Here is a 15,645-nt window from a genome sequence, read left to right as displayed (position 1 = left end):
TTATTAACTATTAACTGCCTTTAACCGCCTTCACTCCGCTCAACGTCTTGAAGCACAGGGCCTGAGCGGTGTCCTGGAATTCCTGGATGTAGGGTAGCTCCTCATCTTCCATTCGTACCGCCGCGTACAGGGTTCGCCAAACCCCCTTCTCTCCCAGCCGCACCGTTTTCAACAGGTCATGCTCGGTGTATTCGGTCAGCGCCCAATTCGGCAAGGCTGCGACACCACGGCCCGCCGCCACCAGCTGTGCAGTCATGGGGGTCAGTTCTGCGGTGCGGATCGCTGCGGGTGCCACCCGGGCGGGGTCCAGAAACACATTGAAAACATCCAGGCGTTCACGTTCTACCGGATAGGTAATCAACGTCTGCTCCGCCAGGTCTTCCGGTTCTATCCATTTTCGTGCCGCCAAAGGTGAGCGCCCGGACACCGCCAGCACCAGCTCATAGCGAAACAGTGGCAGGAACTTTACCGCTTCGTTCTCCACCGGGTCCGAGGTGATCACCATATCCAGATCCCCACGCAATAACGCAGGTAACGGCGCAAAGCTGAACGCCGCAGACAGATCCAGCTCCACTTCGGGCCAGTGCTCGCGAAAGGCATCCAGGGCCGGCATCAACCACTGGAAACAGGAGTGGCAGTCGATGGCGATATGCAGCCGCCCCGTTTGCCCTTCTGCCAGTCTTTTCAACTCGCGTTCCGCCTGCACCACCTTCGGCAACACCTCCTGCCCCAGCGCCAACAGGCGCTGCCCGGCCGTGGTGAAGCGCACCGGCCTTGTACGCCGGACCAGCAGCTCCACCCCAAGCCGATGCTCCAGATCTTTCAGCTGATGCGAAAGAGCAGACTGGGTGACATGCAGACGCTCCGCCGCCTCTACCAGCGAGCCGGCCTCATCAATGGCACGCAGCGTGGCGAGGTGTCGTAATTCGAGCATGAAGAATCTCCGGGTTAATGTTGCGGAGGCTGTCGCAATGACAGTATTCCCGCGAAGCGGCTGCAAGAACGTAGCGCAGCGGAGCTCGGGTTCGGCCAACAATTTGGCTCTGCTACAGGGAAAACGTCATTCCGCCACAAGTTGAGAGAATCTAATAGTTAAGATTAGTTACTTGATTTTGCCTCAACTTTGAGTCGCGACACAATAGGCACCGATCACAAACACCCTCAGGCACCAGCACTGACTGGTTGCCTGCCATTGCCAAGGAACAGCCATGACCACCCTGCACAACCTGGGTTTCCCCCGTATCGGCGCCCGTCGCGAACTGAAACAGGCACAAGAAGCCTACTGGGCCGGCGATCTTCAACTGACGGAGCTGGAGCATGTGGGCAAAAGCCTGCGCCAGCGTCACTGGGCCCTGCAGGCGGAAGCCGGCTTGAACCTGGTCCCGGTGGGCGACTTCGCCTGGTATGACCAGATTCTTGAATTCAGCTGCCTGCTCGGGGTGGTGCCTGGCCGATTTGTCCAGGAAGATGATCAACCCGTCAGCCTGGACACCCTGTTCCGCATGGCCCGTGGCCGTGCGCCCAGCGGCACCCCCGCCGCCGCCTGCGAAATGACCAAGTGGTTTGATACCAACTATCACTACATCGTACCCGAGCTGACTGCCGACCAGACCTTTCGCATTGCCCGCGACAGCCTGTTCGAGCAAGTGGACGAAGCCAGCAGCCATGGCCACAACCCCAAGCCCGTCATCCCCGGTCCGCTCACCTACTTGTACCTGAGTAAAGGTGACAGCTTTACCGGGGCGGATGACAACGCCAAGCTGGCGCTGCTCGATAACCTGATTCCCGTCTACCGTCAGATCCTGCACCGACTGGCCTCACAAGGCGTTGAGTGGGTCCAGATTGACGAGCCGATCCTGGTGCTGGACCTGCCGGACAGCTGGCTGCGGGCCTACCTGAGGGTCTATGACCAACTGGCAGCCGCCAGTGACTGCAAACTGTTACTGGCCACCTACTTCGGCGCGCTGCAGAACAATCTGTTCACCACACTTGAGTTGCCGGTGAACGGAATCCACCTTGATCGCGTGCGGGGTAACGATGACCTCGGCCAGGTGATACCCCGGCTGGGCGGCAAGGTGCTTTCTCTCGGCGTCATCGATGGCCGTAACATCTGGCGCACTGATCTGGATGCCGTGCTTGATGCCCTGGTGCCACTGCGCAACGCACTGGGTGAACAGCTGTGGCTGGCGCCCTCCTGCTCCCTGCTGCACAGCCCAGTCGATCTGGATCAGGAAGACAGCCTTGATGACGAACTGAAAAGCTGGCTCAGTTTTGCCAAGCAAAAACTCAACGAGCTGAGCTGGCTTGGACGCGCACTGGATGGCGACAGCAGCGTCAATGCGGCTCTGCAATCACAGCGAGAAGCGCTGCAAGCGCGGCGGAGCTCCAGCCGGATTCACCATCCTGAAGTCAGCCAGCGCCTCGCCGACGCGGCAACGATTTCCCGTGATCGCCACAGCCCTTTCGCCGAGCGTATTGCCCAGCAGCAGAATGCACTCAAGCTGCCGGCCTTCCCCACCACCACCATTGGCTCCTTCCCGCAAACCCGGGAAATTCGCACTGCACGGCGGGACTGGAAAGCCGGCAAGCTGAATGATGCTGCCTACACCCGTCAAATGCAGGACGAAATCGCACAGTGCATTCGCTATCAGGAAGAGGTCGAGCTGGATGTGCTGGTGCACGGTGAAGCCGAGCGAAACGACATGGTGGAATACTTCGGCGAACTGCTGGACGGCTTCGCCTTTACCCGCTTCGGCTGGGTACAGAGCTATGGCTCGCGCTGCGTCAAACCGCCGATCATCTTTGGTGATGTACAACGCCCACAACCCATGACCGTGGAATGGGCTCGCTATGCCCAGTCACTCACCGACAAACCGGTAAAAGGCATGCTCACCGGCCCGGTGACCATTCTGCAGTGGTCCTTTGTACGCGATGATCAGCCCCGCGCACAAACCTGTCGGCAAATTGCACTGGCCCTGCGCGACGAAGTACAGGATCTGGAAAACGCTGGCATCAAGGTGATCCAGATTGATGAACCCGCCTTGCGCGAAGGACTGCCCCTGAAACAGGGCGAATGGAAGGCCTATCTGGATTGGGCGGTAGACTGCTTCCGGCTCAGCACCGTAGGGGTGGCCGATGACACCCAGATCCACACCCATATGTGCTACGCAGAGTTCAACGACATCATTGAGGCCATTGCCGCGCTGGATGCGGATGTGATCACCATTGAGACATCCCGCTCCAACATGGAACTGCTCAATGCATTTCGGGATTTTCGCTACCCCAATGACATTGGCCCCGGCGTTTACGACATCCATTCGCCCAATGAACCAGGCGTGGACTGGATGGTGACGCTGATGGAAAAAGCCGCCGAGCAGTTGCCCCGCGAGCGACTCTGGGTCAACCCGGACTGCGGCCTGAAAACCCGCAAGTGGGAAGAGACCCGTGGCGCTCTGGCCAACATGGTGGAAGCCGCCAAGCGGTTACGGGCGGCGGGATAAAAGACTTTTACCATAGAGGGCACAGAGTTCACCGGGAAAAGCATTACCTTTGTGGCTCTGTGTCCGGTATTTCGCGGTGGAACCACCGCTCCCACAAAGATCCGTAGCGAGTGGCGAGGGACGAGTTTCGAAAGGCAAAAGCGAACAGATCTGAGAAACAGACTCCCCGACCTTCGCGTGCAAGCACACTCCCACAGAACGCTTCAGATGCGCCTTCTGTACTGACGAGCCGGGTTGATTTTGAGAGCTTGAATTTCAGCGTCTGTGGTCATGCGGCAACCTGGCCAGGTTTTCGCAACTCGAAACTCGAAACTCGCTTCTCATCACCTCAACTTTCAGCCGGATCTTCAATCACCTTCAGCAATCGGTCCGGCCCCAGTTCCACCGGCTTGGGTTCCCCCGGCAATTGCCAGTGCCCTGCATGACGTTCGTCAGGCTTGCTGTCCATCAACGGCAGGCTGGTGAGATCCGCCAGTGCATCGCGGAACAGGTCCGTACGGTAACACTGGGCTGCGAAAGTTTGCTTTTCTTCCAGATTGCACTGACGCCAGCGCTGCATCTCTTCGAGCAGGAAGCGCGCATCGGAACGCCAGGGGAAGTTGGCATGGAAACCGGCAAACACATGAAAGTGATGCGCCGGGAACGGCTGGCCGGTTAACCCACCGGGTAACCGTTGACTAAACGGCGCGCGGATAATTTCTTCCGGTACATCCAGCCAGGCCGGGTGCGCCAGCAGGGAGAGACTGTCGACCAGATTTTCATCCGCGTAACACGCAGCCTTGTACAGCGCTCGCAACAACGCGCGATGCGTTTCCGGATTGCGCGCTACCCAGTCGCGGGATACGGCCAGCACTTTCTCCGGCGCATTCTCCCAGATCTGATAACCGGACAGGATGCAGTGGCCTGCACCCGTGAGCGCAGCGAGGCTATTCCAGGGTTCACCCACACAGAAGCCATCGATGTGGCCCATGCGCAAATGGTCCACCATTTGTGAAGGCGGCAGCACCACCAGCTTCACATCATGATCCGGATCCAACCCAGCCACGCTGAGCCAGTGGCGTAGCTGATAGGCATGGCAGGAGAATGGAAACACCACCGCCAGTACCAGCGGATCTTCACCGCTGCTTGCCCGGGCGGCCACCAGCTTGTTCATGGCATTGGCCATGTCATTGGCAGTGGGCCCTTCAGAGAGTGCGCACAGCCCCTGGAACAACATCGGTGAAACAGTAATACCGTTACCGTTCAGTCCCATTGAGAAAGCGGTGGCCAACGGCTTTTTGATGCAGCCCAACCCAAGGGAGGTGGACATCAGCATCGGCGCCAACATGGGCGCGGCATCCAGCTGGCCCACCAGCAGGCGATCACGCAGGCTGGCCCAGCTCCACTCTGGCTGCAACTCCACATCCAGCCCTTCGGCGGCGAAATACCCGGCTTCCTGGGCAACTGCCAGAGGAAGACTGTCCGTCAGCGGCATATAGCCGATACGCACTTTCATTATTCTTGCTCCGCAAGAGCCGGACGCCGGACGCTGGATGCCGGGCGCCGCAAAGGCTCATTCATCTCGACAGGACGCCTTTCCCGACTGACAGGTTTGGTCGATACATCCACCAGGCTGCGGGACTTTTTCAATGGCATCACTCGTCGCATGTTTTCTCCTGTTTTCGTGGGAGTGGTCGTTCGACCACGATTGGACTGAACAAGAATCGCGATGGAACCATCGCTCCCACAATAAATGCTACCCCTGCGCCTTCAGCATCTCGGCATAATCCAGCACCGAACGCGCCACCTGTATCAGGGGCTGGCCGGTGTTCATGGCCTGGCGTCGCAAGGTGCTGTAGGCATCCTGCTCATTCAGCCGGCGACGTTGCATCAGCAACCCTTTCGCCCGCTCGATAATCTTTCGTTCAGCCAACGCTTCGCGGGTCTGTTCCAGCTCCTCGCGCAGGGCCTGATATTCGCGGAACCGGGCCGTAGCCACACGCATCACGCCACGCACCCGGGTCAAATCGGTTTCACCGGCCACATAGGCACTGACACCCGCACGCAAGGCCGCCACCACCAGGTCTTCATCATCCTGGTTGCAGAACATGACCATCGGGCGCGGGATATCCCGCTGCACCAGCGCCATGCTTTCCAACGTGTCCCGGTCTGGCGCATCCATATCCACAATGACCACATCCGGGTTGCTGCTGCGCACCTTCTCAGCCAGGCCAGCGGCGCTGGTCAGGCGACACAGAATCTCGTGCCCCTCATCAATGAGGGCCCGTTCGAGAATCGCGGCGCGCGGTGGTTGGTCATCCACCAACATGATTTTCAGAGCCATAGCGTCTGGGGCATCCGGACAACAAGAGTTATCCAAATGATTTGCAACGGTTGTGCCAGTCATGCCAGTTCTAACCCTTTGTTTTAGTGTGTGTTTTATTTTTCACCAATAAAGCACCCAGAAAACGCACCCCATTGGTGCGCTCCCCGGTACCAAAAACGACCCAACAAGGATGCCGCTCAGTATTCCGCCGCATCAATCATGGTCGTGGCCAGTATGGTGTAGGCGGCGGTCCAGGCAGCCTCGGTGTCACCATCAAAGGCATCCCCCAACCCCTGGCCCAGAGTCCAGAGCAAGGCCTGTGCCACCGTGTCGTAATCCGCCGGCTTGACCCCATAGTCCTTGTGGCGCGCGCCCAGCTTCTGGACTGCCGGGACAATGGTGTCGAGCTTGTCCAGCCCCTTCACCGCCACCCCGATCATGGTCATCAGCTTCTTGCCCTGCTCTTCCATGTTGCCTTTGAAAAGGGGCTTGAGGGCCGGGTCAGTGGTGAACAGGCGATCATAAAACAGTGCGGCGGCCTGATCGGATATGCCTTCCACTTTCCCCCAGCTGTCTTGTACCAGTGCAATCTGTTCCGGAGTCATTGGTGTTTCTCCTGTTAGAAAAAAGATTAGGCTCTTTGCGAACCCAAAAACCAGTGAAGGGCTGCGCCTGACCACAGATGCCTCTCAACCCAAAGTAGCGAGACATCTTCGGCGAAGGTCCTTCAACCGGCTTACGTTGATAACGGGATGAAGTCCAGGTGAGGTGGACGCCCGTGGCCAGACTTCCGACCAGCTCCCACCCCACTCACCGCTTACATGGGCACCCGAATCACCACCCCCCCCATGACATCGCCCATTTCGAAGTCGGTCTTGGGCGAATCCTTGTGGTTGTTGTGGCATGCCACACAGGGAGCTGCCACCGCCACATCCGGATATACCGCGGTGTAGTAGGTGGTATCACCCAGCGTTTCTTCCCCGTAGAAATTCTGGCCCGGGTTATCCACGATGAACTGAAGCCCTTCTTTTTCCAGATCGGTCTTTGGCGCATTCTGGGCGTTGATCGGCCACAGTGACTGCAGGGAGTAAGTAAAGTCGCTGGTCATTTCACTGACGGCTTCAGCCCCGTAGCGGAACATCTGCGCCGGCAGCGGTGCACCGTTTTCCAGGTCTTCCCAGTATTCATGGGGCTTGATGCTGTCTGCCCCGGCAGGACCGAGACGGCCAATAATCATCTTGGTGTAGTTGGTACGGTCTGCCTTCATCACGGCAAACAGGGAATCGGTGTAGACCTTCGGTTCAATACCGCCGCCAGACGCGGCCTTTTCTTCACCACAGCCGCTCAGTACCAGAGCGGACAGGGCGGCGGCCATCAGGATGGTCACTTTCTGCTTCATAACGTGTTGCATGGGTAGTACCTCCTCAGGATTAAAATCGTTCAATCAGGCAAATCAGTAGGGTCCCTTCTTGTCGCCCCGAGCCTTGTCACGGTCCACGGCCATATCAATGGACGGCACATGCTTTTCAGGTTGTCCCTTGAAGTTGTTTTCCAGAAGATGCGGATCCGCTAATGCATCCAGAGAAAATTCCAGGCTGTGACATTGCAGGCACACCGGCCGCGCCATTTTTTCCACCGGGCGCATCGTCAGGCTCTGGTTGTGCTGCACAAAGATCTCGCCGTGTTTTTCTTCACGGGGCATATGGCAGGTGGCGCAGGTCACGCCACTGCCCGGCGGCAACTCTCCCCGCTTTTCCTGCTTCCACAGTGCGTGATGGGGGGAGCGCAGGTATTGATTGCTGTGTTCATCGTTGTGACAGCCAATGCAACTGTCCACGGCGGCCTTCTGGGTATCGAAGTCGTGGGCGCCGTGACAGCTGATACAGGTCAACTCGCGATGGCTGGCTTCCACATGCATGTTGAGCACCGACTGTGAAGGCGTCATGGGAGACAACCCTTGCGCCAGACGCATGCCATGTCGGCCTTGCAGGAAGCCTTCGTGCTCCGGCTCATGACACGTCGCGCACTGCTGCGGCTCCGGCGAATCGACCCAGTTATCGCCACCACCATGGCAAGCGGTGCAGGCCACACCTGCGTCTGCATGGGCGCTGCCATCCCAATGCTCCGGCACGGCGGCATCGGCGGGCGCCTCGCCATGGCCACGCATTAATGCCATCAAATCTTCATCGCGCATTTGCCGCGCCAGCAGATCACGGGGCGCCTGCTGAGCCGGTTGCTTCAGCCAGGGCTCACCCGCATGGGCCAGCAGGAAGTCTTCATACAGTGCGCGGTTGTCGTGAAAGTTATGGCAGCCCGCATTGGCGCAGGTATCGAAACCCATACCTTCATGGCTGGGCCGATCCTTCTCGATGTCTTCATGACAATGCGCGCACATATCCATGGGCAGCGTCACCCCCATGCCCACGTCCAGTTCCGGGCGGTGCTCCACATGGCAGGACACGCACAAGCGGGCATCCACATTGGCCAGCCGATCCGCGTTGCGCGGGTTGGTAAACTTGGATTTGGGGTGGGAGTCCTGGGCGTCGTCGAGCTGTTCACCGTGGCAATCCACACAGGCATTCTGCAGCGTGGTTTCACTGTCAAAACCGTCGCCATGACAAACGCTGCACTGCATTTCAATCTGGTGATGACCGTGGGTCATGGGACCGGGAAGGAAAGCCGTTTTCGGCGCCTCCTCGTCCACCAGTTGCAGGCTCAACCAGATGGCCAGTGCCAGCGAGGCAACCAGCCATATGGCCCACAGAACGGGATTGCGTTTCGCGCTTCCCATCATCCCCGCCCCTTAGAAGTAGTACGCTGAAACGATGTGAAAGATCAGCAATGCTGGCAGCGGCCAGCACACCAGAATATGCAGCCAGGCACTCCCCTGCCGCAGCCAGCCGACACCACTCATCGCCGCCTGCAGCCGTGTCAGCAACGCCGCCGTCATCCCGACCAGGGCCGTGCCGATAAAGCTCAGCATCAACCAGCGATTGAGGTTTTCGCCCAGGGAAAAACCGGTGTGCCAGTAGAGCAGCATCAGCGCGGCCAGCCCCAGCACGGCATGGGCAATGCGCCAGCCACTGAAACCACCCATGGGCACCTTGGGAAAACGTTTTTTCAACGACATCAGCAACAGCAGACCTGATGCCACCAGCACGGCATAGCCGCTCCACTGACGCCACAGGCCATTGCGGGAAAACTGTTCAAACAGGGAAATGTCCTGCACCGAAGCGGCCGGCGCAGGAGACGGCAGCCAGAACGCCAGCGCCATCAGGCAGGCGGCGATGGCAGAGACAATGGCCAGCGGGGTGCCACCTGGCACCTTACGTGCGGCCGCCACACCACCAGAGCACAGGCTATCGAGCAAGGGTTCGCAGCCACCGCACACGGTGCCTGCACCACTGGTGGACTTCAGGCTGACGACATTGCTGCCCTCACCGATAAAGTCTTGCAGCTGGCCACGGGTCAGCCCTTTGCACTGGCAGATAACTGTGGACGCAGGCCACTGGCTGACCTGACCTGCGCCACCTTCACGGAGTTCACCGGTAAAGCGGAAACGCAGCAGCTCCCAGGGCATCAGGCGACGGCCATCGGCAATGCGGTTGAGAATTTGCTGCCGCTCTGGCCACGCGCCAACGGAAACCACGCCCACCAGGCGACCGGTACGCAACATCAGCGCACGATAGATCCCGTCCTCTGGATGGCGATAGACCAGGGTGCGATGCACCAGCCCGCGCTCTTCGTCGGTAAACCGCCCGGCGCTGAAGACTTCCAGTGACATCACCTTCAACCAGGTGCTGTCTGCCACGGGGGTATAACTGTCCGTACCACCCGCCAGACAACCGGCTGCCACCCGGGCCTGCTGCAAGGCCGGCATCACCAGGCCACACACCTGGTCCTGAAACTGGGCACACTCCCCCACCGCATAAATGTGGGGATCGGACGTTTGCATGGCGGCATCCACACGAATGCCGGTGGCCACCTTCAGGCCGGCATTGCGGGCCAAATCGGTGCGCGGCGCGATACCGGTGGCAAATACCACTGTGTCGCAGGGCATCGTGGAGCCATCCGCCAGTACCACTGACTCGACCCGTTCACTACCCTCGATACGCCGCACACTGGTGTTGAGTCGAACATCGACGCCAGCCTCGCGCAGGTTCGCAGCCACAATATCTGCCGCCTCGCTGTCGAGCTGGCGGTTCATCAAACGGTCGGCGTGCTGGATCAGGGTCACCCGGGTACCGAATCGACAAAGGCCGTGGGCCGCTTCAATACCGAGCAAACCGCCACCAATGACGACGGTATGGGTACTGCGCAAGCGACGGGCCATCAGCGCCTGGGCGTCGGCCATGTCGCGGAAACGCAACACACCGGACAAGGTTGTGCCCGGTATGGAAGGAATATGGGCGTCACTGCCCAGTGCCAATACCAGAGCACTGTAGTGGTGACGCTGACCGAGACAATCTTCCACCCAACGGCGGGAAGGATTGATTACGGTGATGGGCCGGCCGACCAGATGCTCTACCGAGTCATCCAGTTCGTCCGGCAAATTGGTCAGATCATCAAACCCGGTCGACCCGGAAAGAAAGGTGGAAAGCTTGACGCGATCATACGGGGCCCAACGCTCTGCACCGAACAGCTTCACTGCGGTGGTCACGCCTCGGCGGCGCAGCTCAACCAGACACTGCATGCCTGCGGGACCGTTGCCGACAATGATGATCGGCTGTGCGGCCTCAGCATCGGGCACCCGGGGTTGCGGTTGATAACGTCGTGCTTCCACCTGAAACCTCCTGTCCTGAAGATCGATCGGGGAAGGTCGGGGATCAGAACTTCAGTTCGCCCCAGGCCCAGTACTTGCTGGTATCGGTACCGAAATCATCCGCGCTGTAGTCGGCATACTTCAGGCCCACCACGTAGTGCTTGCCGATCGGACGCGCCACCAGCAGGTCCGTTTCCGTACCGTAGTCGGTGCTGCCTTCATTGGACTGGAAGTCGTGGTACACCGCCGCCAGCTTGAAGCCCGCCAGTTTGGTACCCACAGACACAAAGGTGTCTTCCAGGCCATCAGCCGGGGTAGCCAGGAACAGATCAGCCCAACCGTTGAAAGCATGCTTGGTGGCAAGAGGCGTCTGGAATGCCACCAGCCCGTCATCAGAACCCAGCACTTCCTGTGCCAACTTCACGGTGACGCCCGCTACTTCCGCACCCAGTTCCGCGAAGTAGTACTCGGTATCACCGGCTTCCACTTCCTGTTGAGCGCCTTCCAGAGTCAGCAACAATTTGAGCGCATCCAGATCAAATGCCCCTGAGTAACGCAGACCATAGGTGTCGTTATCGGAGTCATCCACGTTGTCGGTTTCCAGCAGGTAGGCGTAGGCCGTCAGGGCACCACCGGGTGCACCGGTCCAGCTGGCGTTAAACAGATTGTTGGTCACATTGGCATCGAAGACCGGGGTAATACTGTTCACTTGAGTGAGGTAGGCAGCAGACAGTTTGAAATCACCGAAACCGTAATCCAGCTTGGTACCGTCAAAGGTCTGCTCATCCTGACGCCAGCCCACATTACCGATGAAACGGGCATTGTCATAAATGATGCGCTGACGACCGTAAGTAGCCACCAGGCCTTCCAGCGCGTCGCTGCCGGTGTAGCTGATGGCTGCGCGGTTCAGCTCGGTCACTTCAGGGTCGGCAATAACCGGGTAACCTGCCTGCTCCGGGGCAAAGTTATCCACCTGACCGACGATGCGGGTATCTTCAAATTCCCCCATCACGTCAAAACCGTAAAGCTTGGCACTCTTGTAACCCAGGCGGGTACGCAGGGTGAGCGCCTGAGCATTATCATCCGCCCCTTCGCTATCCACTTCCTCATAACGCAGGCGCATGTCGACCAGCGGCGTCCCCCCTTTCAGGGCGGTAATCAAGGCATCATCCTCGGCGTGAGCCGCCCCCGTGAAACCCAGCGTGGAAAGAATAACGCCAGCGGCAATGGCAGAATGTTTCATCGTTTTTCCCTCGGCAAATTGGGAAGGTGACAACCACACCTTCCGGACAAAAAACTGGTTTTTCCCGTTTTCGGGATGCAGGTTCCCTGTGCCTGCGGAAAATTGCTTTTCGGCAAGCCAGACAACCCTGGTTCAAAAAATCAGTGAGACAGATTTATGCCCGTTTACGATCGGCTTCCGCTTTCGGGCTTTCACGCTTTGGTAGCGGTTCTACCTTTCGCTGTTTCTCATACAGGAACTGCAGCACCTGCTGACGACAACGCACAAAGGTCGGATCATCCGCCAGTGCCAGGCGATCCCGTGGACGAGGCAGGTTCACCTCAAGGATTTCACCAATGGTGGCGGACGGGCCGTTGGTCATCATGACGATGCGATCAGAGAGCAATACCGCTTCATCCACATCGTGGGTAATCATGATCACCGTGGTGCCCAGTTGGGCATGAATTTCCATCAGGGAATCCTGAAGGTGGGCTCGGGTCAGCGCATCCAGCGCACCGAACGGCTCATCCATCAGTAGCACCTGGGGCTGCATGGCCAGTGCCCGGGCAATGCCCACGCGCTGCTTCATGCCGCCGGAAATCTCATCCGGTTTCTTGTGCATGGCATGGGCCATGTGCACCAGCTCCAGGTTGTGTTCCACCCAATCACGAATCTCGGCTTTGCTCTTGGTTTTCTTGAAAACCTGCTTGACCGCCAGCTCCACATTTTCAAACGATGTCAGCCAGGGCAGCAGCGAATGGTTCTGGAAAACCACCGCCCGCTCCGGACCCGGCTCGGTCACTTCGTGCTTGTCGAGAATCACCCCGCCATCGGTGGCCTGCAGCAAGCCGGCCACAATGTTCAGCACCGTGGATTTACCGCAACCGGAGTGTCCGATCAGAGAGACGAATTCACCGGAATCAATTTTCAGATTCACCTCTTTCAGCGCTTCGAAAGTGCCTTTCGGTGTGTCGAACTTCATGCCGACGTTGGAGAGTTCCAGTAAAGCTTTCATGTGTTTTCTCCTTGAGGCCTCTGTACTGCTGTCTGTGTGCTCAGCGTGGTTTGAAGCATGCAGCTGTACAGGGATCATAGTTAGCGCTGTACAGAAGACTTGTCCCACACCAGAGCGCGCTGCAGCATCAGCATCAGGCGATCCAGCAGGAAACCAATCAGGCCAATCACAATCACGGCAACCATGATCCGGCCCAATGACTGGGAGCTACCGTTCTGGAATTCATCCCAGACGAATTTCCCCAGCCCCGGGTTTTGCGCCAGCATCTCGGCGGCGATCAATACCATCCAGGCAATGCCCAGACTCAAACGCAGACCGGTGAACATCATCGGTAGCGCCGAGGGCAATACGATCTTGCGAATGTGGCTCCATGCATTCAGCCGCAGCACCTTTGAGACATTGGTCAGATCCTGGCTAACAGACGTCACTCCTACAGAGGTATTCATCAATGTCGGCCACAGGCAACACAGCGTCACGGTGAACATGGAGGTCAGGAATGACTTGGCCACCAACGGATCGTCCGTCACATAAACCGCACTCACCACCATGGTCACCAGCGGCAACCAGGCAAGCGGAGAGACCGGCTTGAACAACTGAATCAGAGGATTCATGGCCGCGTGGGCGGTACTGCTCAGGCCGATCACAATGCCGAGGGGAATCGCAATCATGGACGCCAACAGGAAGCCACTCATGACCGTGATCAGACTGGTGCCAATCTGATCAAAGAACGTCGGCGCACCGGTGTACTCCCGATAGACCGGTTCCCACTCGGGCTGCTGCTGCAACCGGGAAGCAATGTACTTCTCCTGGCGTTCATGAAACGCCGCTTCCTTGGCACGGGATGCCTGGTGTTCATCCACCAGGGAACCCGCCTGCTCCCAGACATCCGCCGGCCCCGGGAACTGCCCCAGCGAAGTGTCGATACGCTGGGCAGCCAGTTGCCAAAGCAGCAGGAAGATCGCCACACCCATTACCGGCCAGATCAATTGGCGCAGCAGGGCTTGCCACTGCTCACCGGACATCTTGCCGGTGGCCAGGGCGCGGTAAGGTTCCATCCAGGTTGGGAATGTCAGAGTCACCATGATTGCTTCTCCTCGCTCGACGTCAGCGTCTTACAGCTTGTCGCCGTCTTTCAGACCAATCGGGAACTTCGCCAGGTATTCATTGGGCTTGCGACCGTCATAGGTAATGTTGTCGATGAAGCCCTTCTGCGGCGGCTTGTAACCCGTCTCGGTAGCAAAGTCCGGGAATTCGTCTGCACCGATCTTGCCTTCTTCGATCAGCGCCTTGGCCGCCACGGCATAGATGTCCGGGCGATACACTTTCTTGGCAATATCCATGTACCAGCTATCCGGCTTGGTATCGCTGATCTGACCCCAACGACGCATCTGGGTCAGGTACCAGATGGCATCGGAGTAATAGGGATAGGTCGCGTTGTAGCGGAAGAACACGTTGAAGTCCGGCACCTCACGCTTGTCGCCTTTTTCGTACTCGAAGGTACCCGTCATGGAATTGGCGATCACATCGTAGTCCGCACCTACATAGTTCGGCTGCGACAGGATCTTCACCGCTTCAGGACGGTTGGCGTTATTGTTCTCATCCAGCCACTTGGCCGCACGGATCATCGCCTTCACCACACGAATGTGCGTGTTGGGATATTTGTCAGCCCAGCCCTTGCTCACACCGAACACTTTTTCCGGGTTGTTTCTCCAGATTTCGTAGTCGGTGATGACCGGTACACCAATCCCCTTGAAAACCGCCTGCTGGTTCCAGGGCTCACCCACGCAGTAGCCATAGATGGTGCCCGCTTCCAGAGTGGCCGGCATTTGCGGCGGCGGAGTCACGGACAGCAGTACGTCAGCCTGTAGCTGGCCACTGGTATCGCCTTTGTGTGGCGCGTAGTAACCCGGGTTCAGGCCACCGGCAGCCAGCCAGTAACGCAGTTCATAATTGTGGGTAGATACCGGGAACACCATGCCCATGTTGAAGGGCTTGCCTTCGGCCTTGTATTTTTCCACCACCGGCTTCAACGCATCCGCCTTGATCGGGTGCACCGGCTTGCCGTTTTCGCTGGGAATATTTTTCTTCATTTCTTCCCATACCGCGTTGGAAACGGTGATGCCGTTGCCGTTCAGGTCCATGCTGAATGCGGTAATGATGTGCGCTTCCGTGCCGTACCCGATGGTGGCGCCCAGCGGCTGGCCTGCCAGCATGTGCGCGCCATCCAGCTGACCGTCAATCACCCGGTCCAGCAATACTTTCCAGTTCGCCTGGGCTTCCAGGGTCACAAACAGGCCTTCCTCTTCGAAGTACCCTTTCTCATAAGCCACGGCGAGCGGCGCCATATCCGTCAGCTTGATAAAGCCAAACTTGAGGTCAGCCTTCTCCGGCCAGCCCACAGAGTCGTCCGCCATGGCGCTAGCCGAGAGCCCTACCGTCAATGCAGTAATTGCTGTGCGAATAAACTTTTTCATCAGTCTTCCCTCATTCGCCCGCTATCCCGCAGGCATAAAAAAAGCGCTCAGGGAACCCGGTCATCGTTGACCAGTTTCCTTGAGCGCCTTTGCTCGAATCTTGTCGTGATCGCCATTGATCACGAAGAAGTAATTTGGTCACAGCGCTGTTGCTGCGATGCCATGACTAAGGCAATTGCTGTGCCAACTTTAAAAACGCAGCTTTTTCAGCAAGTTAACTATTCACACATTCCTCACTCAAGGTAAGCACGCCCATAAATTGCACAGCAGGCACTGTTCTGAATCATTTCGTGATCACCAAAATGCATCACTGTTATGCTGCAAAGCCGACCACACCCGGCAGAGCCCCGATTTTGCGCCAGCATGG

General features: G+C 58.2%; 12 protein-coding genes. 1 reads left to right on the top strand and 11 read right to left on the bottom strand.

Annotated features, from left to right (window positions below):
* Positions 1-10: 10 nt before the first annotated feature.
* Positions 11-934: a LysR family transcriptional regulator gene (locus GFN93_RS15690; RefSeq protein ID WP_153502253.1), complete on the bottom strand. Its 924-nt coding sequence runs from the start codon at positions 932-934 to the stop codon at positions 11-13.
* 274 nt (positions 935-1,208) lie between these two features.
* Between GFN93_RS15690 and metE the strand changes: the two genes are divergently transcribed.
* A complete protein-coding gene (gene metE, locus GFN93_RS15685; protein ID WP_153502252.1) occupies positions 1,209-3,500 on the top strand; it encodes a 5-methyltetrahydropteroyltriglutamate--homocysteine S-methyltransferase in 2,292 nt (763 codons plus the stop codon).
* A gap of 328 nt (positions 3,501-3,828) precedes the next feature.
* Here the strand turns inward: metE and GFN93_RS15680 are convergent, their stop codons facing one another.
* From GFN93_RS15680 to GFN93_RS15635, 10 genes are all read right to left on the bottom strand, one after another.
* Positions 3,829-4,995 (bottom strand): CmpA/NrtA family ABC transporter substrate-binding protein, encoded by a 1,167-nt coding sequence (locus GFN93_RS15680; protein ID WP_153502251.1) that lies wholly within the window; start codon positions 4,993-4,995, stop codon positions 3,829-3,831.
* A gap of 240 nt (positions 4,996-5,235) precedes the next feature.
* Complete coding sequence (locus GFN93_RS15675) at positions 5,236-5,823, bottom strand: ANTAR domain-containing response regulator (protein ID WP_035229821.1); 588 nt, start codon at positions 5,821-5,823, stop codon at positions 5,236-5,238.
* Between the two features lie 179 nt (positions 5,824-6,002).
* The gene (locus GFN93_RS15670) at positions 6,003-6,410 is read right to left on the bottom strand and encodes a globin family protein (RefSeq protein ID WP_153502250.1); all 408 of its coding nucleotides are present in this window, start codon (positions 6,408-6,410) and stop codon (positions 6,003-6,005) included.
* A gap of 212 nt (positions 6,411-6,622) precedes the next feature.
* Positions 6,623-7,216 (bottom strand): Tll0287-like domain-containing protein, encoded by a 594-nt coding sequence (locus GFN93_RS15665; RefSeq protein ID WP_153502249.1) that lies wholly within the window; start codon positions 7,214-7,216, stop codon positions 6,623-6,625.
* 42 nt (positions 7,217-7,258) lie between these two features.
* A complete protein-coding gene (locus GFN93_RS15660) occupies positions 7,259-8,599 on the bottom strand; it encodes a cytochrome c3 family protein (RefSeq protein WP_235902086.1) in 1,341 nt (446 codons plus the stop codon).
* A gap of 9 nt (positions 8,600-8,608) precedes the next feature.
* On the bottom strand, positions 8,609-10,588 hold the full coding sequence (locus GFN93_RS17595) for an FAD-dependent oxidoreductase (protein WP_153502248.1): 1,980 nt from the start codon (positions 10,586-10,588) through the stop codon (positions 8,609-8,611).
* A gap of 43 nt (positions 10,589-10,631) precedes the next feature.
* A complete protein-coding gene (locus tag GFN93_RS15650) occupies positions 10,632-11,810 on the bottom strand; it encodes an alginate export family protein (protein ID WP_153502247.1) in 1,179 nt (392 codons plus the stop codon).
* 154 nt (positions 11,811-11,964) lie between these two features.
* On the bottom strand, positions 11,965-12,804 hold the full coding sequence (locus GFN93_RS15645; protein ID WP_153502246.1) for an ABC transporter ATP-binding protein: 840 nt from the start codon (positions 12,802-12,804) through the stop codon (positions 11,965-11,967).
* Positions 12,805-12,884: 80 nt separating this feature from the next.
* Positions 12,885-13,886 (bottom strand): ABC transporter permease, encoded by a 1,002-nt coding sequence (locus GFN93_RS15640; RefSeq protein ID WP_153502245.1) that lies wholly within the window; start codon positions 13,884-13,886, stop codon positions 12,885-12,887.
* Positions 13,887-13,916: 30 nt separating this feature from the next.
* Positions 13,917-15,278 carry a CmpA/NrtA family ABC transporter substrate-binding protein gene (locus GFN93_RS15635; RefSeq protein ID WP_153502244.1) on the bottom strand — a complete coding sequence of 454 codons (1,362 nt, stop codon included), beginning with the start codon at positions 15,276-15,278 and terminating at the stop codon, positions 13,917-13,919.
* Between the last annotated feature and the right edge of the window lie 367 nt (positions 15,279-15,645).

The sequence above is a fragment of the Alcanivorax sediminis genome (assembly GCF_009601165.1).
Taxonomy (GTDB): domain Bacteria; phylum Pseudomonadota; class Gammaproteobacteria; order Pseudomonadales; family Alcanivoracaceae; genus Alcanivorax; species Alcanivorax sediminis.
The sequence above is the reverse complement of the archived record's forward strand: the minus strand, read 5'-3'. Positions and strand labels throughout refer to the sequence as shown.